This window comes from Afipia massiliensis (assembly GCF_001006325.2).
Taxonomy (GTDB): Bacteria; Pseudomonadota; Alphaproteobacteria; order Rhizobiales; family Xanthobacteraceae; genus Afipia; species Afipia massiliensis_A.
Window position 1 is genome coordinate 2,330,332 of the sequence record NZ_LBIA02000001.1, and the last position, 20,450, is coordinate 2,350,781.

At 62.9% G+C, this 20,450-nt stretch carries 24 protein-coding genes; 18 read left to right on the top strand and 6 right to left on the bottom strand.

What is annotated here, in order from left to right:
* The first annotated feature begins 157 nt into the window (after positions 1-157).
* The 4 genes from hisS to YH63_RS11105 all read left to right on the top strand — a co-directional run bounded on the left by hisS (position 158) and on the right by YH63_RS11105 (position 2,864).
* Positions 158-1,750: a histidine--tRNA ligase gene (gene hisS / locus YH63_RS11090; protein WP_083992581.1), complete on the top strand. Its 1,593-nt coding sequence runs from the start codon at positions 158-160 to the stop codon at positions 1,748-1,750.
* Positions 1,751-1,939: 189 nt separating this feature from the next.
* Positions 1,940-2,140 (top strand): tautomerase family protein, encoded by a 201-nt coding sequence (locus YH63_RS11095; RefSeq protein ID WP_046827554.1) that lies wholly within the window; start codon positions 1,940-1,942, stop codon positions 2,138-2,140.
* Positions 2,141-2,156: 16 nt separating this feature from the next.
* On the top strand, positions 2,157-2,552 hold the full coding sequence (locus tag YH63_RS11100) for a thioesterase family protein (protein ID WP_046827553.1): 396 nt from the start codon (positions 2,157-2,159) through the stop codon (positions 2,550-2,552).
* A 93-nt stretch (positions 2,553-2,645) separates the two neighbouring features.
* A complete protein-coding gene (locus YH63_RS11105; RefSeq protein ID WP_046827552.1) occupies positions 2,646-2,864 on the top strand; it encodes a hypothetical protein in 219 nt (72 codons plus the stop codon).
* Between the two features lie 170 nt (positions 2,865-3,034).
* On the opposite strand, the gene YH63_RS11110 is transcribed toward YH63_RS11105, so the two are convergent.
* Positions 3,035-3,334: a hypothetical protein gene (locus YH63_RS11110; RefSeq protein WP_046829588.1), complete on the bottom strand. Its 300-nt coding sequence runs from the start codon at positions 3,332-3,334 to the stop codon at positions 3,035-3,037.
* A gap of 169 nt (positions 3,335-3,503) precedes the next feature.
* On the opposite strand from YH63_RS11110, the gene YH63_RS11115 reads away from it, so the two are divergent.
* The 4 genes from YH63_RS11115 to YH63_RS11130 all read left to right on the top strand — a co-directional run bounded on the left by YH63_RS11115 (position 3,504) and on the right by YH63_RS11130 (position 6,421).
* Positions 3,504-3,974 carry a hypothetical protein gene (locus YH63_RS11115; RefSeq protein ID WP_046827551.1) on the top strand — a complete coding sequence of 157 codons (471 nt, stop codon included), beginning with the start codon at positions 3,504-3,506 and terminating at the stop codon, positions 3,972-3,974.
* A gap of 170 nt (positions 3,975-4,144) precedes the next feature.
* Complete coding sequence (locus YH63_RS11120; protein WP_170978682.1) at positions 4,145-4,891, top strand: ribonuclease T2; 747 nt, start codon at positions 4,145-4,147, stop codon at positions 4,889-4,891.
* A 178-nt stretch (positions 4,892-5,069) separates the two neighbouring features.
* The gene (locus tag YH63_RS11125; protein ID WP_046827550.1) at positions 5,070-5,927 is read left to right on the top strand and encodes a 23S rRNA (adenine(2030)-N(6))-methyltransferase RlmJ; all 858 of its coding nucleotides are present in this window, start codon (positions 5,070-5,072) and stop codon (positions 5,925-5,927) included.
* Between the two features lie 278 nt (positions 5,928-6,205).
* Positions 6,206-6,421, top strand: coding sequence for a cold-shock protein (locus YH63_RS11130; RefSeq protein ID WP_046829586.1), 216 nt, complete (start codon positions 6,206-6,208; stop codon positions 6,419-6,421).
* Positions 6,422-6,503: 82 nt separating this feature from the next.
* On the opposite strand, the gene YH63_RS11135 is transcribed toward YH63_RS11130, so the two are convergent.
* Positions 6,504-7,130: an outer membrane protein gene (locus YH63_RS11135; protein WP_046827549.1), complete on the bottom strand. Its 627-nt coding sequence runs from the start codon at positions 7,128-7,130 to the stop codon at positions 6,504-6,506.
* A gap of 271 nt (positions 7,131-7,401) precedes the next feature.
* Between YH63_RS11135 and uvrC the strand changes: the two genes are divergently transcribed.
* The 6 genes from uvrC (at position 7,402) to YH63_RS11165 (ending at position 12,403) form a co-directional block, all read left to right on the top strand.
* Positions 7,402-9,471 (top strand): excinuclease ABC subunit UvrC, encoded by a 2,070-nt coding sequence (uvrC, locus tag YH63_RS11140; protein ID WP_046827548.1) that lies wholly within the window; start codon positions 7,402-7,404, stop codon positions 9,469-9,471.
* Between the two features lie 87 nt (positions 9,472-9,558).
* A complete protein-coding gene (gene pgsA, locus YH63_RS11145) occupies positions 9,559-10,173 on the top strand; it encodes a CDP-diacylglycerol--glycerol-3-phosphate 3-phosphatidyltransferase (protein WP_137325179.1) in 615 nt (204 codons plus the stop codon).
* Positions 10,170-10,421: a molybdopterin converting factor subunit 1 gene (moaD, locus tag YH63_RS11150; protein ID WP_046827546.1), complete on the top strand. Its 252-nt coding sequence runs from the start codon at positions 10,170-10,172 to the stop codon at positions 10,419-10,421. The genes pgsA and moaD overlap by 4 nt, the downstream gene beginning before the upstream one ends.
* Before the next feature lie 6 nt (positions 10,422-10,427).
* Positions 10,428-10,907 carry a molybdenum cofactor biosynthesis protein MoaE gene (locus tag YH63_RS11155; protein ID WP_046827545.1) on the top strand — a complete coding sequence of 160 codons (480 nt, stop codon included), beginning with the start codon at positions 10,428-10,430 and terminating at the stop codon, positions 10,905-10,907.
* Positions 10,907-11,914, top strand: a complete 1,008-nt coding sequence (prmB, locus tag YH63_RS11160; protein ID WP_046827544.1) for a 50S ribosomal protein L3 N(5)-glutamine methyltransferase — start codon at positions 10,907-10,909, stop codon at positions 11,912-11,914. The genes YH63_RS11155 and prmB overlap by 1 nt, the downstream gene beginning before the upstream one ends.
* Positions 11,915-11,938: 24 nt before the next feature.
* Complete coding sequence (locus tag YH63_RS11165; protein WP_046827543.1) at positions 11,939-12,403, top strand: nucleoside deaminase; 465 nt, start codon at positions 11,939-11,941, stop codon at positions 12,401-12,403.
* 157 nt (positions 12,404-12,560) lie between these two features.
* Here YH63_RS11165 and YH63_RS11170 read toward each other — a convergent pair whose 3' ends face one another.
* Both YH63_RS11170 and YH63_RS11175 read right to left on the bottom strand, forming a co-directional pair.
* Positions 12,561-13,214, bottom strand: a complete 654-nt coding sequence (locus tag YH63_RS11170; protein ID WP_046827542.1) for a hydrolase — start codon at positions 13,212-13,214, stop codon at positions 12,561-12,563.
* A gap of 151 nt (positions 13,215-13,365) precedes the next feature.
* A complete protein-coding gene (locus YH63_RS11175; RefSeq protein ID WP_046827541.1) occupies positions 13,366-14,235 on the bottom strand; it encodes a pirin family protein in 870 nt (289 codons plus the stop codon).
* Between the two features lie 116 nt (positions 14,236-14,351).
* Here YH63_RS11175 and YH63_RS11180 point away from each other — a divergent pair, with 116 nt between their 5' ends.
* Positions 14,352-15,266 (top strand): LysR family transcriptional regulator, encoded by a 915-nt coding sequence (locus YH63_RS11180; protein ID WP_046827540.1) that lies wholly within the window; start codon positions 14,352-14,354, stop codon positions 15,264-15,266.
* A 37-nt stretch (positions 15,267-15,303) separates the two neighbouring features.
* Here the strand turns inward: YH63_RS11180 and YH63_RS11185 are convergent, their stop codons facing one another.
* Positions 15,304-16,416 carry a branched-chain amino acid aminotransferase gene (locus tag YH63_RS11185; RefSeq protein ID WP_046827539.1) on the bottom strand — a complete coding sequence of 371 codons (1,113 nt, stop codon included), beginning with the start codon at positions 16,414-16,416 and terminating at the stop codon, positions 15,304-15,306.
* Between the two features lie 236 nt (positions 16,417-16,652).
* Between YH63_RS11185 and YH63_RS11190 the strand changes: the two genes are divergently transcribed.
* The 3 genes from YH63_RS11190 to YH63_RS11200 are packed head-to-tail and all read left to right on the top strand — an operon-like array spanning position 16,653 to position 19,340.
* Entirely contained in the window at positions 16,653-17,210 is a 558-nt protein-coding gene (locus YH63_RS11190; RefSeq protein WP_170978683.1) for a MarR family winged helix-turn-helix transcriptional regulator, read from the top strand.
* Complete coding sequence (locus YH63_RS11195; RefSeq protein ID WP_046827538.1) at positions 17,207-17,932, top strand: response regulator; 726 nt, start codon at positions 17,207-17,209, stop codon at positions 17,930-17,932. Before YH63_RS11190 ends, YH63_RS11195 begins: the two co-directional genes overlap by 4 nt.
* Before the next feature lie 19 nt (positions 17,933-17,951).
* Positions 17,952-19,340 carry an ATP-binding protein gene (locus tag YH63_RS11200; protein WP_046827537.1) on the top strand — a complete coding sequence of 463 codons (1,389 nt, stop codon included), beginning with the start codon at positions 17,952-17,954 and terminating at the stop codon, positions 19,338-19,340.
* Positions 19,341-19,541: 201 nt separating this feature from the next.
* Here the strand turns inward: YH63_RS11200 and proC are convergent, their stop codons facing one another.
* Positions 19,542-20,378 carry a pyrroline-5-carboxylate reductase gene (proC, locus tag YH63_RS11205; RefSeq protein ID WP_046827536.1) on the bottom strand — a complete coding sequence of 279 codons (837 nt, stop codon included), beginning with the start codon at positions 20,376-20,378 and terminating at the stop codon, positions 19,542-19,544.
* Positions 20,379-20,450: the final 72 nt, after the last annotated feature.

Sequence of the window (20,450 nt, forward strand, 5' to 3'; positions counted from 1 at the left end):
AGCCCCCTCACCCGGCTCGCATCTGACGATGCTCGCCACCCTCTCCCACAAGGGGAGAGGGGGACACGCCCGTTGCGCTTGCCCCTCTTTAGTTCGGCTGATAACCCGTGGCCTGATATGTATGCAGACATTCTGCATACCGGATCACACGGATTCCATGACCGACAAGAAACCCAAAAAACCGCAGAAACTGCGCGCGCGCTTGCCGCGCGGGCTGGTGGATCGCACGCCCGCCGAAATCGCCGCCACGCGGCAGATGGTCGAGACCATCCGCGAGGTCTATGAGCGCTACGGGTTCGAGCCGGTGGAAACCCCGGCGATGGAATACACCGACGCGCTCGGAAAGTTTCTCCCCGATCAGGATCGCCCCAACGAGGGCGTGTTCTCGTTTCAGGACGACGACGAGCAGTGGATTTCGCTGCGCTACGACCTGACCGCGCCGCTGGCGCGCTACGTCGCGGAAAATTTCGACACGCTGCCAAAGCCGTATCGCTCCTATCGCAACGGCTATGTCTACCGCAACGAGAAGCCGGGCCCCGGCCGCTTCCGCCAGTTCATGCAGTTCGACGCCGACACGGTGGGCTCCGCTTCGCCCGCCGCCGACGCCGAGATGTGCATGATGGCCGCGGACACCATGGAAGCGCTCGGCATTCCGCGCGGCTCCTATGTGGTGAAGGTCAATAACCGCAAGGTGCTCGACGGCGTGATGGAAAGCATCGGCCTTGGCGGTGATGAGAATGCTGGCAAGCGGCTCACGGTGCTGCGCGCGATTGATAAGCTGGATAAATTTCCGGTCGAAGAAGTTCGCAAATTACTCGGTGAAGGTCGAAAGGATGAAAGCGGCGACTTTACCAAGGGAGCCGGGCTGAATAGCGCGCAAGCTGACAAAGTTCTCGTTCTGTTTGAGATTGCTTCGATGAGCGCGGCTGCAAGGTTAAGCAATGTTGAATTTCAGCAAGGCGTCGCGTCGGGTGAAATCACAACCAGAAAAGCTGAAGATATTCGGGCGCAAGGAATTTTTGGCGGCATTGCGCACAACCTTCTTGGGTCATCTGTAGAAGGGCTGGCGGAGCTTCAGGAAATTTGGAAGTTGCTGCGTGCAGGTGGATACGACGATGGTCGTGTTCGCATCGATCCCTCCGTCGTCCGCGGTCTCGAATATTACACCGGCCCGGTCTACGAAGTTGAACTGCTGCTCGACACCAAGGACGAGAAGGGACGCCCGGTGCGTTTCGGTTCGGTCGGCGGTGGCGGACGCTATGACGGGCTCGTGTCGCGCTTTCGCGGTGAACCGGTCCCGGCGACGGGATTCTCCATCGGCGTGTCACGGCTTCAAGCTGCGCTGACGATGCTCGGCAAGATCGACACCACGCCCGAGTTTGGTCCCGTCGTTGTTGTGGTGATGGATCGCAACGAGATCGCGCAGTACCAGAAATTCGTTGCGACGCTGCGCAATTCGGGCATCCGCGCCGAACTCTATCTCGGCAATCCGAAGAACAATCTCGGCGTGCAATTCAAGTATGCCGACCGGCGCAATTCGCCGTGCGTCGTCATTCAGGGCGGCGACGAAAAGGCAAAGGGCGAGGTGCAGATCAAGGATCTGATCATCGGCGCGGAAATTGCCGGAGACACCGGCAATCGCGACGACTATCTGCAGAAGCAAGCCGAGGCGCAGTTTGCCGCGAAGGAAAGCGAACTGGTCGAAGCCGTGCGCAAGGTGCTCGCGCGGCATAATGTGGTTTGGAAGTGAATTTCACCCTCTCCCCTTGTGGGAGAGGGTGGCGAGATCGAGTGAAACGAGATCGAGCCGGGTGAGGGGGCGGAATTCATCACCCCCTCACCCGCCCTCGCTTCTCTCGGGCACCCTCTCCCACAAGGGGAGAGGGAAAGAGAAAGCAGACGAACGCCACTTAGGCGTCACAAACAAAAGGAAGCAACAATGCCTGAGGTTATCGTGAACATGGCCGCCGGACGCACCGACGATCAGAAGAAGGGCATGATGTTCGACATCACCCAGGCGCTGGTGAAGAACCTCGGTGTCGATGCGGAAGTCGTGACGGTGCAGATCAATGAAGCGCCGCTGACCCACAAGATGAAGGGCGGCAAGACCTTCCTCGAGCGCAAGGCCGCAGCGAAGTAAGCCTCAGGACGCCAGCATGAACGTGCTTGAGAAAGTCGCCGTCGGCATTCCCGGTGAAACGGTTGTGACCGTTGCGCACGACATGACGGTGCAGCATTTCCTGTCGACCATGCCGGCTGTCTATGCGACCCCGGTCATGATCCTGCACATGGAAAAGGCCAGCACCGCCTCCATCGCCGACCTGTTGCCGGAGGGCTATGTCAGCGTCGGCATGGAGGTGAATGTCCGGCATCTGGCGGCGACGCCAGTCGGGCGCACGGTGCGCGTGACGTCGCGCGTGCGCCAGATCGACGCCAAGAGCGTGCTGTTCGATGTCGAAGCCTGGGACGGGTCCCGCAAGATCGGCGACGGCACCCATCGGCGCGGCGTGATCAATATCGCGGCGTTCGAAAAGCGGTTCGGCGTCAGTTGATGCGGCCCGCGCCGGTCCCTTTCGAGCATTTCTGATTGTTCCGGAGCCTCGAACGAGGCTAGGTTTCCGGCCGTTCGCCAACGGAGACGTCCGATGAGACTCGTGCTGATTGCCGCCGCGGCCGTGATGCTGTTTTCCGGACAGGTTCATGCGCAGGGCAGGGGGCGTCCCGGCGGCGATACGGGTGCTTCGCAGCCCCAGGGCGAGGACCGGCAGAAGCGCATGGCCCGGGAAGAGGCCGCCGCCAGGGCCGCCATGAAGAATGTCCCGGATTCGAAAGAGAAGTACGATCCCTGGAAGATCGGGAAGTAGTGAACCGACACAACCTCGGTCGTCATCCCCGCGAAAGCGGGGATCCATAACCACCGGGCGACCCGGTTGGATGCGGACGGGGCAGCAACTTCATAAAGTTCAATGACAGGGAATATGGGTCCCCGCCTTCGCGGGGACGACCGCGGTTTCACGTCGCAGAAATGGTGTCGTCAGTAGCCGACCCGCAGCGGCCGATCGAGATGGCCCGGATGGACCCAGACGCAGGCAAAGGAAATATAGCCGCCGTACTGGGCATCGGTGCCGGTCAGTTTCACGGCCTTGCCGTAGCGGGCGCAATGATCGACCGCCATCGCCTTGATGTCCGCGCCTTCCTTGTAGAGCGAATAGGCGATGATGCCGCCGGTGTCGTTGCCCTTGAAGGGTGGCACCGTGTCGACAAACGCGTTTGCGGGCGTCAGCGCAAGGGTCCCCAAAACTGCTGTCAGGATCACCGTTCCAGTCGCTCGCATCATGCTCTCCGTTCGATTCCACCCTCACCATAAGGCGGTCGGGCTGCCATGGAAAGAACGCCGGCGCGATTCGATGGGGGTTGGTGGCCGAGTGTTGCCGCGCTGCACTTGACCGGCTGACGGCTTCGCGGCACCTTCCGACGCAACGACCATTCGGTGGACCGCCTTCATGCGCGACCTTTTCTCGACAATCCGGAAACTGACTCTTGCCTTGGCGCTTGGCGCCATGGCCGGCCTGACGGCATTCAGCCCTGCGGCCGAGGCCGCCGGTGTCCTGGAGCGCGGCATCTGGCTGTCCGGCCCGCGCTACGACGGCGCCATACGCCCCTGCAGCGAAGCGCTCGGGACCATTTCCCAGCAGTTCGCGGAAAAAGAGAGCAAGTTCTGGAATTCGGCGCTTGTAATTACAGGCTACGCCAACGTCCACGAGGTGGCTTTCCGCGCCTGGGCCAATGACAGCATTCCACGTCGCTTCTGCACCGCCAGCGCCATGCTGAACGATGGCCGCGCGCGTCAGGTGCATTTTTCGGTCATCGAGGACGGCGGCTTCGCCGGATTCGATTCGGGCGTCGAATGGTGTGTGGTCGGCCTCGACCGCAACTGGGCCTACAACCCGTCCTGCAAGGCCGCGCGGCCTTAAAGCTTCGCAAAATCGATTCGTGATTCGGGTCGCCCCGTCCGCGTTGCGGTGGACGAGGCGATTTTGTTCTTGAAATGTTCTTTTGGCCTGACTAGGCTTTAAGCATTGCGTAGTCCGCACGAGCGACCCGGCGCTGACCGGAGGATGCGGAGAGGGGTGGGGGCGTCGCCATGTTCGGTTTCAGGTCTGGTTCGTCGGCCGCTGTTTTTTCATTTGGGTTTTTACGCACTGAGTCGTTGTTCCGCCGGTTCGCCGCCCCGCTGCTCGGCCTCGTGATGGCCGGCGTCGTCGCGGGCTCCGCATCGGCGCAGGATCATCGCCAGAATGCGCCCGGCGAGTTCGACTTCTACGTACTCGCACTGTCGTGGTCGCCGTCGTTCTGTCAGGCCGCGAGTGAGCGCGGCAATTCCGGCCGCGGCATCCAGACCCAATGCGCCGGCCGGCCGTTTTCTTTCGTCGTGCACGGGCTGTGGCCGCAATACGATCGCGGCTTTCCGAACTACTGCCAGCGGCCGTCGCCGCGACTCGACCGCAAGGTCATGACCTCGATGCTCGATCTGATGCCGGCGCCGGGCCTGATCTACAATGAATGGGACAAGCACGGCACCTGCTCGGGGCTGGGTGCCCGCGCCTATTTCGAAACCACCCGCAAGGCTCGCGCAGCGGTGAAGATTCCGGCCGAATATCTCGAACTGGCCGACACCAGACTCGTTGCGCCCGCTGACATCGAGGATGCCTTCATCAAAGCCAATCCCGGCCTCTCAAGTTCGGCCATTGCGGTGACCTGCGACAGCAAGCGTCTCAGTGAGGTGCGCATCTGCATGAGCAAGGACCTGCAGTTCCGTGCCTGCGAGGAGATCGACCGCCGCGCCTGCCGCCGCGACAAGGTGGTGATGCCGCCGGTGCGCGGGGGGTGAGTTTGCGCCGTCACCCTGAGGTGCCGTAGCGTAGCGGAGGCCTCGAAGGGCGACGGCAAAACATCCGCCTTCTGAATCGTTATCCTTCGAGGCTCGCAAGAGCTCGCACCTCAGGATGACGGATTTCACCTGCGTTACGTGCGTTACTTTCCTCGCGCGATGTCGTAACTGTCGCGCCATGAACTACCGTCACGCATTCCACGCCGGAAACTTCGCCGATGTCATCAAGCACATCGTGCTGGTGCGCATCCTCACCTATCTGCACGAGAAGCCGGCCGCGTTCCGCGTGATCGATACCCATGCCGGCGCCGGGCTGTACGATCTGACCAGCAGCGAGGCAGAGCGCGGCGGCGAATGGCGCACCGGCATCGCGCGGCTGATGCAGGCGCGTTTGTCCGAACCGGTCATGGCGCTGGTCGCGCCCTATCTCGACATCGTGCGCGCGTTCAATCCGCAGCGCGATCTCACCGCCTATCCGGGATCGCCGTTGGTCGCGCGCGCGCTGCTGCGGCCGCAGGACAGTCTGGTCGCCTGCGAACTGGAGCCGAACGCACGCAAGCAACTGATTTCCGCATTGCGCCGCGACACGCAGGCGCGCGTGGTCGATCTCGATGGCTGGACCGGGTTGCCGGCATTCGTGCCGCCGAACGAGCGGCGCGGGCTGGTGCTGATCGATCCGCCGTTCGAGAGCCGCGACGAGTTCAAGCGGCTGGCGGATGGCTTCAGCGCGGCGCACGCCAAATGGCCGACCGGCATCTACATGCTCTGGTATCCGGTGAAAGAACGCCGCGCCACCGACACCCTGGCGGATCAAGTGGCGCGCGTGGCGAACGCCGGCGGCGACACAAAATGCCTGCGCGTCGAATTCAGCGTCGCGCCGCAGACGCAGGACTCAGGATTGGTGTCCGCCGGTCTGTTGATCGTCAATCCGCCGTGGACGTTGGCTGCGGAGTTGAAGGCGATCCTGCACGAGCTTGAGAAGCCGCTCGGTCTCGGAGGCGCCGGCCGCTTCCGGGTGGAAGCCGTCAGAGCCTGACGCACTGCACGCGCAGCGCTTGATGCGTGCCTGGATTCCATGCGCACGAATACCCCAAATGCGGCATGGCCAATTTGCCGGGAACCGTATTATGCTACAGCCGTGAAGGTCGGCTTTTACGTCCCGCGCCCGCGAATGGCCGCGGCGGAATGACGAGAGGCCCCGGGCGCTCCCTGTTTTTGGAGGCGTTCTCCAAGGCCGCCGCTTTCCGGCAGTGAATGCCGGGCCTGGCCGACGCGCGTTGCGCGCCGGAGGTGCAATGCGGGGAGGGGTTCCCGATGGCCATGACAGGTGTCGTCAAGTTCTTCAATGCCGAACGCGGATACGGATTCATCAAGCCGGACGACGGCGGACGCGATGTGTTCGTACATATCACCGCAGTCGAGCGTGCTGGATTGAAGGATTTGATCGAAGGACAGCGTATTACTTTTGAAGTCGAGCCTGACAAGAAGGGCAAGGGACCGAAGGCGGTCGATCTCGTCGTTTCGCCCTGACGCATCCTCGGGATTAAACCCCGCAAATGAAAATCCCGGGCGCGGGGCCCGGGATTGATGGAGTGTGACCGCGCAGCGCCGGTCAGAAGCGGTAGTTGACGCCGAGGCGGACCGTGCTGAAGTGATAGCCGTTCGGCAGACCGGTCATCAGGAAGTTCTTCTCGCTGAGATCGACGTAAAGATATTCGACCTTGGCCGACCAGTTCTGGTTGATCGCGAATTCCGCACCGGCGCCGATCGTCCAGCCAGCCGAGGTGTTGCTCTCCGAGAAGCCGCCGGGCCGCTCGACTTTCAGCGCGCCGAAAGCGAGACCGCCGGTGCCGTAGAGCAGCACGTTGTTGAAAGCGTAACCCACGCGGCCGCGCACGGTGCCGAACCAGGGGTTGGAGAATTTCCACGCAGCGAACGTATCGTCCGACGAATTGAGCTGCAGATCGCCCTCGATGCCGGCCACCCACGCGCCGGACTGCCAGTTGTAACCGACCTGAAGACCGCCGAGCACGCCCGACGGCTTCGCTCCGCTGTTGGAAACGTCGCCCCAGCCGTAGCCGAGATTGCCGCCGATATACGGCCCGATCCAGCTGTTGGCGAGCGGTTGATTGACCGTGTAGGGCTGCGCATAGGGGCGGCGGCCGTAGATGTCGGCGGCGTGCGCCGATGCGGTCATACATGTCGCGGCGACAATCGCGCCGGAAATCGTCTTCTTCATCTTACTCTCCTCACGCGCGCGCCGGCGTGGCCGTTGTTTGACCAACGTGGCGCGGCGGACCCCGCGTGGTTACGAAAGCCCACCTTTTCTTCGTAAAATTTATCGATAGTTTTACGTTAAACACTCGTTAAGGCGGCCCGCAGCCCCCTTCACATCCTTAAGAAAGTGTTACAAATCGGGCCGCAGCGTTGCCGGACCAAAACCCGTTCGGGTTCCTCCGTGCGTGTGGGCCATGCTGGATGAATTCATTCGCAGCTCTTAAGTACTGGTCATGATTCACGACACCTCCGATCCCGCACAGCCGCCCGAACAGCCGGCATCGACGCCGCTTCCGCAGGAACCGTCGCCGCGGAACCTGCGCGGACAGGATGTCGATCCGGCATCGATCGCCGTCGCCGAGGACGATGAGGAAGCACGGCTTCCGGAACAGGACGATGAGTCCGCCGAATTCGCAGGCGAAGCCACACTCGCCATCGGCCGCGCCGCCATCGAGCGTGCGGTAAAACTCGCTCCGACCTCGCCCGGCGTCTATCGCATGCTCAATGCGGCCAACGATGTGCTCTATGTCGGCAAGGCCAAGAGCGTGAAGAAGCGGCTCGCGTCCTATGCGCGTCCCACAGGCCAGGTGGCGCGCATCGCGCGGATGATCGCGGCGACGGTCAATGTGGAGATGGTCTCCACGGCGACCGAGACCGAAGCGCTGCTGCTGGAAGCCAACCTCATCAAGCAGCTTCGTCCGCGCTTCAACGTGCAACTGCGCGACGACAAGTCGTTTCCCTATATTCTGATCACCGGCGACCACTGGGCGCCGCAGATCGTCAAGCATCGCGGTGCGCAGGCCCGGCCGGGTCGCTACTTCGGGCCGTTCGCGTCGGTCGGCGCGGTCAACCGCACCATCACAGCACTTCAGCGCGCGTTCCTGGTGCGCTCCTGCACGGATTCGTTTTTCGAAAGCCGGACGCGTCCGTGTCTGCTTTATCAAATCAAACGCTGCTCCGGCCCCTGTACCGGCGAGATCGATTTTCCCGGCTATACCGAACTGGTGCGCGAGGCGAATGAGTTTCTCTCCGGCCGCTCGCGGCTGGTGAAGCAGGAACTCGCGGGCGAGATGGAGAAGGCGTCGCACGAACTCGAGTTCGAGCGCGCGGCGCTGTACCGTGATCGTCTCGCTGCGCTCTCCGCGATCCAGTCGCAGCAGGGCATCAATCCACGCACCGTCGAGGAAGCCGACGTGTTCGCGATCTATCAGGAGGGCGGCTACTCCTGCGTCGAGGTGTTCTTCTTTCGCACCGGACAGAACTGGGGCAACCGCGCCTACTTCCCGCGCGCCGACAAGACGATGCCGCCGGAGGAAGTGCTTGGTTCGTTCCTCGCGCAATTCTACGACGACAAGCCGCCGCCGAAGCTGATCCTGCTCTCCCACCGGATCGAGGATCAGCAGTTGCTCTCGGATGCGCTGTGCGTGAAGGCGGGATACAAGGTCGAGGTGTCGACGCCCCAGCGCGGCGAAAAGAAGGAGCTGGTCGCGCATGCGCTGACCAATGCGCGCGAAGCGCTGGGTCGCAAGCTCGCCGACACCGCGACGCAGACCCGCCTGCTGCAGGGACTGTCGACCGCGCTCGGCCTGCCGCGCGTGCCGAAGCGGATCGAGGTCTACGACAACAGCCACATCCAGGGCACCAATGCGGTCGGTGCGATGATCGTTGCGGGACCGGAAGGCTTCCTCAAGAATCAATACCGCAAGTTTAACATCAAGTCGGAAGGGCTCGCGCCGGGCGACGACTACGGCATGATGCGTGAAGTGCTCAAGCGCCGCTTCAAGCGGCTGATCAACAGTGCATCCGACAGCAAGAAGCCGGACAAGGAGAGCGACGACACGGTGCCGCAATGGCCCGATCTCGTCATCATCGACGGCGGTCAGGGCCAGCTCAACGCGGTACGCGAAATCTTCACCGCCCTGAATCTGACGGACGTGTCGTTGATCGCGGTGGCCAAGGGGCCGGACCGCGACGCCGGACGCGAAACCCTGTTCATGCCGGACCGGCCGTCCATCAAGCTGGAGCCGCGCGATCCGGTGCTGTATTTCATCCAGCGGCTGCGCGACGAGGCGCATCGTTTCGTGATCGGGTCGCATCGCAAGCTGCGCAAGAAGGACATCCGCGAGGCGGGTCTGCAGGAAATCCCCGGTATCGGCCCTTCACGCAAGCGTGCGCTGCTCCATCATTTCGGCACCCTGAAAGAGATCGAGCGGGCCTCGGTCGCCGATCTCGGCAAGGTTCCGGGCGTCAGTGCTGAAAGTGCTCGTAAAATCTTCGATTTCTTCCATCCCGGCAGCGGGTAAACCTCTCGCCACTGCCCGCATTTAGACTTGGCCGAAATGCGTTCGCTGGGCTGTTGACGCGGGCACTTTCGCAGTATTGGTAAAGCCATGACCAGTGTCGCCGCTCCGAAGCCAGCGAAACGCTCGCTGTCTTTGCCCAATATCCTGACCTACTCCCGGATCGCCGCCATCCCGGTGGTGATCGGCTGCATGTATGCGCAGTCCATCATGGGCGCGCCGCTGTGGCTGCGCTGGGTTGCGCTGTTCGTCTTCATCGCCGCGGCCATCACCGATTTCCTCGACGGCTATTATGCGCGGATCTGGGACCAGCAATCGTCGCTCGGCAAGATGCTGGACCCGATCGCGGACAAGCTTCTGGTGGCGTCGTGCCTGCTGATGCTGGCGGCGGACGAAACCATTCGCGGCTGGTCGCTATGGGCGGCCATCGTCATCCTGTGCCGCGAGATTCTGGTGTCGGGCCTGCGCGAATATCTCGCCGTCATCCGCATCAGCGTACCTGTGTCACAATTGGCGAAGTGGAAGACGACCGTGCAACTCGTTGCCATCGGCTTCCTGATCGCGGGCGAGGCGGGCGAAATGATCCTGCCGCCGACCGTCCTGATCGGCATCACGCTGTTGTGGATTTCGGCAATTCTCACCATCTACACCGGATGGGATTACCTCCGTGCAGGAATCCATCATTTGACCGAGGAAGACCGGTGAAGGTTCTCTATTTCGCCTGGGTGCGCGAACGTATCGGCAAGACCGAGGAAACACTCGATCCGCCCGCGGATGTGCGCACCGTCGCGGACTTGATGCAGTGGCTGGTGGCGCGGGGCGAGGAATACGCCAACGCATTCGCGTCGCCGCGCACCATCCGCGCCGCGATCGATCACACCCACGTCAAGCCCGACACCGCGATCGCGGGCGCGCGCGAGATTGCGTTCTTTCCGCCGATGACCGGCGGTTAAATTTCTATGACGACGCCCGTCACCATCCGAATTCAGTCAGCGGATTTCGACATCGCCGCGGAAATCGCGGCGCTGACCAGGGCGCGTCACGATGTCGGCGCGGTGGTAAGTTTTTCGGGGATCTGCCGGGGCGGCGAGGGCAAGGACGCCATCGCGGCGATGACGCTCGAACATTACCCCGGCATGGCCGAAGCCGAGATCGGGCGGCATGTGTCCGAGGCGATTGCGCGCTGGCCATTGACCGGCGTCACGGTGATCCATCGGTATGGCCGCGTGGTGCCGGGTGACAACATCGTACTGGTGCTGACAGCCTCGGTTCATCGCGAAGCGGCGTTTCAGGCGGCGGAGTTCCTGATGGATTATCTCAAGACCAACGCGCCGTTCTGGAAATCCGAGGAACGTGCGGGTGGTGGCGATACTGCTTCAACAAGCTGGGTCGATGCGCAGGCCCATGACGACAACGCAGCGGCGCGGTGGAAAAAGTAATGGCGAAGAAAACGAAGTCCGCGGCCGCGAAGGCGTCTGCAAAACGCGGTACGACGCGCGCAAAGCCGAAGAAGGTACTGAAGCCCGCAGCGCCGCCCAAGGTCGCACCGGGCGAACTCGTCACGCTGCTGGACCTGATGCGCTACGGCGTCAGCCGCTTCATCGAAGCCGATGTGGTGTTCGCCCACGGCACCACCGATCCGGTGGCGGAGTCGGCATTTATCGTGTGCGAGGCGCTGCATCTGCATCCGGACCAGTTCGAGATGTTTGCGGGCGCGCGGGTCACCTCGCATGAGGCGCAAAAGATTCTGGGTCTGATCGAAAAGCGCATCGCCACCCGCAAGCCTGCCGCCTATCTCGTCAACAGGATCTACATGCGCGGGCTGCCGTTCTATGTCGACGAGCGGGTGATCGTGCCGCGCTCCTTCATCGGCGAACTGCTGGATTCGCATTTCAGCGGCGAGGTCGAGGAGGAGGGCGGTTCGCTGATCGACGATCCGATCAACGTCACGCGCGTGCTCGATCTCTGCACCGGCTCGGGTTGCCTCGCGATTCTTGCGTGCCAGAGTTTCCCCAATGCGACCGTGGACGCGGTAGACATTTCACCCGACGCGCTGGCGGTGGCCGCGCGCAATGTCGCCGACTACGGCCTCGAGGATCGCGTCGCGCTGTATCAGGGCGATCTGTTCGATGCGGTGAATGATGCGCGCTACGACCTCATCATCACCAATCCGCCTTACGTTGACGCGGAAGGCATGGCGGGCCTGCCGCGCGAATGCCGCCATGAGCCGTCGATCGCGTTCGATGGCGGCGATGACGGTCTCGACGTCGTGCGCAGGATTCTCGACACGGCGAAAGATCACCTGACGCCGGACGGCGGCTTGCTGTGCGAGATCGGCCGTGGCCGCGACGTACTCGGAGACGCCTATCCGAATCTGCCGCTGTTGTGGCTCGACACAGAAGACTCCGACGGCGAAGTGTTCTGGCTTCCGGCTGAGGCGCTCTGATCCGAACAGACAGGGAGAGGCTGCATGTCCGCTGAACGCTTTTTGTGTGAAGCGATCGGGCTGGCGCGCGACAATGTCCGTCGCGGCGGCCGGCCATTTGGCGCAGTGCTGGTCAAGGACGGCAAGACGATTGCAATCGGCGTCAACGAAATCGCGGCGACCGGCGATCCCACCACACATGCGGAGTTGCAGGCGATCCGCGCCGCGAGCCAGGCGCTCGGTTCGCCCCGGCTTGATGGCTGCGCGATCTATGCCAGCGGACATCCATGTCCGATGTGTCTGGCGGCGATGCACCTCACCGGCATCACCGAGGTGACTTACGCCTATTCCAACGAGGACGGTGAATCTTACGGCCTGTCGACGGCGGCGATTTACGCGCAACTGGCGCAGCCGCTGCCGTCGCAGTCTTTGAAGATTGCCTATCTTCCCGTTCGTCCGGACGGAGAAGAAGACCTCTACAAGATGTGGAAGTCCGGCGTCAGCGGATAAGCGGACACGCGGATCGCGCCGCGATCTGCGGGAGGGCGCGCGTATCCGCATCTGCCGCTGGTGAAGTTTGTGATGTTACCCGCCTAGAATCCTGCGTCGTCCCCGCCTTCGCGGAGACGACCAAGTTGTATCGATTGCGATTCAGCTCTTCATCGGCTTATTTCTTTGCGCGCTCGGCCTGATCCCATGCAAACTGGAGACCGGCGGTGCCGCCCAACTCGATATTGATGTCGAGGAACGCGGGCACGGTGTCGGTGCGCTTCCAGTCGCGCTGAAGTTCGCAGAGCAACTGCACGAGCGTGATCATCTTGCCGCCGGCCTGCTCGATCCTGCGCAACGCCATGTCGTGCGAGACGACCGACGTGCCGCCGACGGCATCGACCACGACATAGACTTCGTATCCTTCCTTGAGCGCGTCGAGCGCGGGGAAGGTCAGGCACGCTTCGGTCCACAGCGCCGTCATGATCAGTTTTTTGCGGCCGGTCGCCTTCACGGCCTTGAGGAATTCGACGTCCTCCCAGGAATTGATCGTGGTGCGGTCATAGGTCGGATAGTCCGCCAGCACCTTCTGCAGTTGCGAGATCGGCGGCTTGTTGAGGCCGGTCTTCACGTTGACCGTGGAGTGGACGATGGGAAGGCCATAGGCGACGGCGGTCTTCGCGGTGCCGACGATATTCTTGACCATCGTCGGGCGGTCCATCGAGGCGATCGAGTTCACCTGAACCGGCTGATAATCGATGACGATGAATGCTGCGTTCTGCGGCGTGAGCAGATGATCCTTGACCGGATCGCGGATGGCTTCGCTGGTCATGATGGTTTTCCTTCCTTCAAAAGCTCGCAAGGGTGCCGCGCGCAGGCCACGCCTCCGCCGGTTGGGCAGTGCGAGCGCTCTGTCCCGATGTGATGTTTTTGAGAAAGACTCCGGCCTGGTCTGTCAGGCCGGAGTCTTATCTTTGCTTGGCTTATGCTTGGGCTATTGCGCCGAAACGACCAGCATTGAAGTCGTCGATCGCCTGACGGATTTCCGCCTCGCTGTTCATGACGAACGGACCGTGGCCGACGATCGGCTCATCGATCGGCTCGCCTGTGAGCACCAGCACGATCGCATCGCTGCTTGCATCGATGGTAGCGCTGCTGCCGTTGCGATCAAGCAGCACCATTTCCGCTTCGCCCGCGTCCTGCGTGCCGTTGACCGTAACCCGGCCGGAGACAACGACGAGCATGGTCGTGTGACCCTCGGGAAGATCGAGGGTAACGGCCGCGTCGCGGTTCAGCCTCACGTCCCAGAGGTTGATCGGCGTGAACGTCCGCGCCGGCCCCTTGCGGCCGTCGAAGGCGCCGGCAATCACCCGCACCCGCCCTGCATCACCGGGCAGATCGGCCACGGGAATGTCGCAGTCCGTGATGGTCTGATAGCCCGGTTGGCTCATCTTGTCCTTCGCGGGAAGATTCACCCAAAGCTGAATCATGCGAAACGGTCCGCCGCTGCGCATGAAGCCGCGCGAGTGAAATTCCTCGTGCAGGATTCCACCGGCCGCCGTCATCCACTGGACGTCGCCGGGGCCGATCACGCCGCCCTTGCCGGTGGAGTCCCGGTGCTCGACTTCGCCGTCGTAGACAATCGTCACGGTCTCAAAGCCGCGATGCGGATGCTGTCCGACGCCGCGCGGCTTGGCCGCGGGATCGAAGTAGTGCGGCCCGGCCTGGTCGAGCAGCAGGAACGGGCTCGCATGCTGGCCAAGCGTGTCATAGGAAAACAGCGAGCGGACCGGAAAGCCGTCGCCGACCCAGTGCATGTTGGGATTGCTGTAAACGCCAAGAACCTTCTTCATCTCAGATCTCCTTGGAGCATCGGGGCGATCCCCGGTTGCTGATGGGAAGGTTGTATTCCTCGGACGATAAGGCAGAAAGATTGTAAACAGGCACTCTGCGTCCTATAAATAGGACAATGCAGGACCTCAACGATCTCTACTATTTCGTCCAGGTGGTCGACCGTGGCGGCTTCGCCGCCGCCGGCCGTGCGCTGGGAATGCAGAAATCAAAACTGAGCCGCAGGATCGCGCTGCTGGAAGAGCGGCTCGGCGTTCGGCTGATCCAGCGTTCCACGCGGCGTTTCTCGGTTACCGAGATCGGGCAGGAATATTACGAGCGTTGCGTCGCCGTTCTGGTCGAGGCGGAAGCCGCGCAGTCGGTGATCGAACGGGTGCGCTCGGAACCGCAGGGTGTGATCCGTGTCGCCTGTCCGACCGCGCTGCTCAACTTTCAGTTCGGCGAACTGATCGCGCGATTCATGATCGAGAACCCGCGCGTTGAAATCCATCTTGAGAGCACCAACCGGCGGGTGGATGTGATCGGCGAAGGATTCGATATGGTGATCCGGGTCCGCTTCCCGCCGCTCGAACACTCCGAACTGGTGATGCGGCGGCTCGACGAAAGCACGCAATGTCTGGTGGCCAGTCCTTCATTGATTGAAGGCCGAAAGCTCCCCGAAAGCCCGGCGGATCTTCACGGCTGGCCGAGTCTCGATCTGGGGCCGGCGCATCGTGAGCATGGCTGGTCGCTCGAACAGTCCGACGGCAAAACGGCCATCGTCCCGCATACGCCCCGGCTTGTGACCGACGACATGGCCGCGCTGCGCGAGGCCGCGATCAAGGGCGTCGGGATTGTGCAACTGCCGACAATGATGGTCTGGCTGGATGTCCAGGCGGGGCGGCTCACTCACGTCCTGCCGCAATGGATTCCCAAGAGCGGAATCATTCACGCCGTCTTCCCGTCACGCCGCGGACTGCTTCCGTCCGTGCGCGCGCTGGTGGACTTCATGGTGAGCGAATGTGGCGCGCGGCGCCGCGCGATCAGTGCGTGAAGAAGGAGAGGCGGCGGAATAGTTCCGCCGCCGCCGATCAGAAGACCTTTCTGATCCATTTGTGCGTGTCGGCCGCGCGACCGTACTGGATGTCGACCAGCTTCTTGCGCAGCCCCATCGCGACGGGACCGGCGGCGCCGCCGTTGATGAGAAAGTCGCCGCTCGCGGAACACACCTTGCCGATCGGCGAGATGACAGCCGCGGTGCCGCAGGCAAAGGCCTCTTTCAGCTTTCCGCTGGCCGCGTCGGCACGCCACTGGTCGATGGTGTAGAGTTCTTCGCGCACGCGCGTGCCGGACTCCTTGGCGAGCGCGATGATCGAATCCCGGGTGATGCCCGGCAGGATCGTGCCGAGCGGCGGCGTCAGCAGCGAACCATCGTCGAACGCAAAGAAGACGTTCATGCCGCCGAGTTCCTCGATGTAGCGGCGCTCGACCGCATCAAGGAAAACCACCTGATCGCAGCCGTGATCGATGGCCTCGGCCTGCGCGCGCAAGCTTGCGGCGTAGTTGCCGCCGCATTTGACGGCGCCGGTGCCGCCGATCGCCGCGCGTGTGTAGTTCTCCGACACCCAGATCGACACGGGCGCAGGTCCGCCCTTGAAATAGGAACCGACCGGCGATGCGATGACGGCGAAGATGTATTCCGAGGACGGCTTCACGCCGAGGAAGACCTCGTTCGCGATCATGAAGGGCCGCAGATAGAGACTGCCCTCGCCACCGGGGATCCAGTCGCGGTCGATGCGCACGAGCTGCTCCACCGCTTCGATGAACACAGGTTCGGGCAGCGGCGCCATGGCCATCCGCTCGGCCGAATTTCGGAAGCGCCGGGCATTGGCGTCGGGACGGAACAGGTTCACGCCGCCGTCGTCGCGCTTGTAGGCCTTGAGACCTTCGAAAATCTCCTGAGCGTAATGCAGCACGGCCGTGGCCGGATCGAGCGCGAAATTCGCGCGGGATTCGACGCGCGCGCCATGCCAGCCCTTCGCCTGGCTGTAGCGAACCACAGCCATGTGATCTGTGAAAATCCGCCCGAAGCCGGGGTCAACGAGCTTTGCCGCGCGCTCCTTCTCGGGCGTCGGATTCGTCGCGGGCTGCTTTTCGAACTCCAGCAGCATCGCGCCATCGATCTTATCGAACGAAACTCCCATCGCTTTCCTCCAGATCCGCCGGTCCTGTTTCAGGAGCCGGCAGGCGCTCGTTCGTTTGTCGAGAGCGGTTAAGTCCAGTATGTTTCGTGGAATGTCGACCGACAATCGCACGGCGAAAAATTCGCTTCTTTTCCGGCCGAAGTTTTCAGGAACTCCGAGAGCCCGGCGACGGCGAAATATCCGAATATTTCGTGAAGCTTGGTCTTTTTGTAATATTGAACCCAAGATATGTCAATATGCCTGACGTAAATTTCAAAACGCAGGGTGCAGGGCAGCCTTCCGCCAAGGAGGGAGCTGTCGGCGCATCGTCGCGCGGCGACCAGCGCTGGGACATCATCGAGCTGCTGTTTTTCGCCTATCGGGACTTTGTCGGCGATGCTGACGACGTGCTGGAGGAATTCGGCTTCGGCCGTGCCCATCACCGGGTGGTGCACTTCGTGACCCGCTACCCCGGCCTCAAGGTCGCGGATCTGCTGGACGTGCTGCGGATCACCAAACAGTCGCTGGGGCGTGTCCTGAAACAGCTGCTCGACGAGGGCTATATCGTTCAGAAGGCCGGCGACAACGACCGGCGTCAGCGTCTTCTTTTCGCCACCCCGAAAGGCGAGGCCCTTGTGGCGAAACTGGCCGGATTGCAGACCACGCGCATCAACCGCGCGCTTGAGGCGATCGGCCCGGAGGGCGCCGACGCCGCGCGCCAGTTTCTGCTCGGCATGATCGACGATACCGATCCCGACAAGGTGCTGGAGGGAATCCTCCGAAGCGGCCGCACGACGGCGAAGGATGCAAGGTGATCGACATCGCAACACCGGAGCGAACCCGCCAGCAACCGGCCGACGATGCGCCGCATCTGCTGCTGGTCGATGACGACCGCCGCATTCGCGATCTGCTCTCGCGGTTCCTCGGCAACGAGGGCTATCGCGTCACCACCGCCAAGAGCGCTGCCGATGCGCGCGCCAAGCTGACCGGCCTGCATTTCGATCTGTTGATTCTCGACGTAATGATGCCCGGCGAAACCGGCTTCGATCTCGCGCGCTCGATCCGCGTATCTTCCGCGGTACCGATCATCATGCTCACCGCGCGGCACGAAGCCGAAAGCCGGATCGAGGGATTGCAGATCGGTGCCGACGATTACGTGGCCAAGCCGTTCGAGCCGCGCGAACTGGTGCTGCGCATCGCGAACATCCTCAAGCGCGCCGCGCCGGTGATCGCGCCGCCGGTGGAGTCGGTCGCGTTCGGACCTTATGTCTATCATCTCGAGCGCGGCGAACTGCGCGACGGCGAGAAGATCATCCATCTCACCGACCGCGAACGTGACATGCTGCGCATTCTTAGCGCGACGCCGGGCGAGACGGTGCCGCGCGGCGCGCTGACCGGCGGCGACGGCAGCGCCAACGAGCGCGCGGTCGACGTGCAGATCAACCGGCTGCGGCGCAAGATCGAGCGCGATCCCGCCAATCCGCTGTTCCTGCAGGCCGTGCGCGGCATCGGCTACCGCCTCGTGGCGTCGCCGTAAGCATGGCGGACGCTTCATCATGAGCACGCTCGACACCGGCCTCACATTTATCCGCACAGCGTCGCGGCGCGTGTCGGACGCCAGCGGATGGCTGGGACGCTGGTTCAAGGAGCTGATGCCGAAGGGGCTCTATGCCCGTGCGCTGCTGATCATCATCGTGCCGATGGTGATCCTCCAGTCGGTGGTCGCGTTCGTGTTCATGGAGCGGCACTGGAACACGGTGACGCGGCGCCTGTCCGCCGCCGTGGTGCAGGACATCTCCGCGCTGATCGATGTCTACAGATCCTTCCCGCAGGACAAGGACCGCACGCAGATCAAGCGGATCGCGCAGCAGCGTCTCGGGCTGGTGGTGGACTTCCTCCCGGTCAACGACATGCCGGCGCCGGGGCCGAAGCCGTTCTTCTCGCTGCTCGACCAGACCTTGTCGGTGCAGCTCAGCCGCCAGATCGCGCGCCCGTTCTGGATCGACACCGTCGGGCGTTCGTCGCTGGTCGAAATCCGTATCAAGCTCGACGACACGGTGATGCGCGTCTTCGCGCAGCGCAGCGCAGCCTATGCGTCGAATTCGGAAATCTTCATCTTCTGGATGCTGGGCACATCATCGATCCTGCTGATCGTCGCGGTGCTGTTCCTGCGCAACCAGATCAAGCCGATCCTGCGGCTGGCAGATGCGGCGGAGAGCTTCGGCAAGGGCCGCGAGGTGCCGGATTTCCGGCCGCGCGGCGCGCGCGAGGTTCGCCGCGCGGCGCTCGCTTTCATGGAAATGAAATCCCGCGTCGAGCGCAGCATTGAGCAGCGCACGGCGATGCTGGCCGGCGTCAGCCACGATCTGCGCACCATCCTGACGCGCTTCAAGCTGGAGATGGCGCTGATCGGCGACAGCCCGGAAGTCGAGGGCATGCGCAAGGACGTCGACGAGATGAGCGGCATGCTGGAGGCGTATCTGTCCTTCGCGCGCGGCGACAGCGGCGAACACGCGCAGCCGACCGACATGGAGCGGGCGCTGGAGGAATTGCGCAGCGACGCCGAGCGCCACGGCCATGCGGCGACGGTGGTCTTCCACGGCCTGCCGGTGGTGATCGTGAAGCCCGCGGCGTTCAAGCGCTGCCTCGCCAATCTTGTGTCGAACGCCGCGCGTCATGCCGATGCGATTGCGATCACCGGTCACCGCGATCATCGCTATCTGACGGTGACGATTGACGACGACGGCCCCGGCATTCCGCTCGACATGCGCGAGGAAGTGTTCAAGCCGTTCCTGCGTTTGGATGATGCGCGCAATCAGGACGAGGGCGGCACGGGTCTCGGTCTGGCGATTGCCCGCGACATCGCGCGCTCGCACGGCGGCGACATCACGCTCGGCGACAGCCCGCTGGGTGGATTGCGGGCGACCGTGCGCGTGCCGGTGTAAGGCAATCGCGGAATGTTTCCACACGTCGTCCCCGCGAAGGCGGGGACCCATACTCCCTACGTCTTCGATTTTGACGAGGACTCGTCACGATATCCCGCTTCAAATAGCAATTCAGGGGTTATGGGTCCCCGCCTTCGCGGGGACGACATCGTGAATGGAGATGTCGTTGTCCCTCAGTTGCGGTAATTGAGATAGGGAAAACTACTTCGCCAGTTCCCTCGACCGCTTCGTCGCCGCGGCAATCGCGCGGGTCAGCAGCGGCTGAAAGCCGCCCGGTCCCATTAACACCTCAAGCGCTGCCGCCGTGGTGCCGCCGGGTGAGGTGACGTTCTTGCGCAAGGTCGCGCTGTCGAGGTCCGAGCGATGCAGCAGTTCGCCTGACCCCGCGACGGTTTCGCGTGCAAGCTTTGTCGCCAGCGCTTCTGGCAATCCGGCTGCCACGCCGGCGCGCGCGAGTTCTTCCGCGAGCAGGAAGACATACGCCGGTCCTGAGCCGGAGACGGCTGTGACGGCATCCATCAGCGCTTCATCTTCGACCCATTCAACGCTGCCGGTGGCGCGCAGCAATGCATCGGCAACCGCTCGCTGATCCGGCGTTACGCCGTTGGCCGGCACCGCGACCGTGATGCCGCGTCCGATGGCGGCGGGTGTGTTGGGCATGGAACGGATGACCTTGCCGCCGCAGACTTCGGTGAGGGCGGCGATGGTGGTTCCGGCCATGATCGAAACCACAAGCGTGGACGCGCCGACCAGCGGCCGCAGTTGCGGCCCGGCGTCGCGAAACATCTGCGGCTTCACCGCCAGCACCAGCACGTCGGCGGTGCCGATGCTCGTTGTTTCCGGATTGAGCCGCACACCGCGCGCGATGAAGTCGCGCGTCTCGTCGGAGGGATAGGGCTCGATGATCGTGACGCGTTTGGCATCGAGCCCTCCGTCGAGCCAGCCGGACAGCATCGCGCCGCCCATCTTGCCAGCGCCCGCGAGCACGAGGGAGCCCTGGAAATTCTTCAGCGCGTTGGGGGAAGTTAATGTTGCCATGACTCAATCCACTCGGGTCGTCCCCGCGAAAGCGGGGACCCATAACCACAGAGTTCTATTGAATCAGCGGGA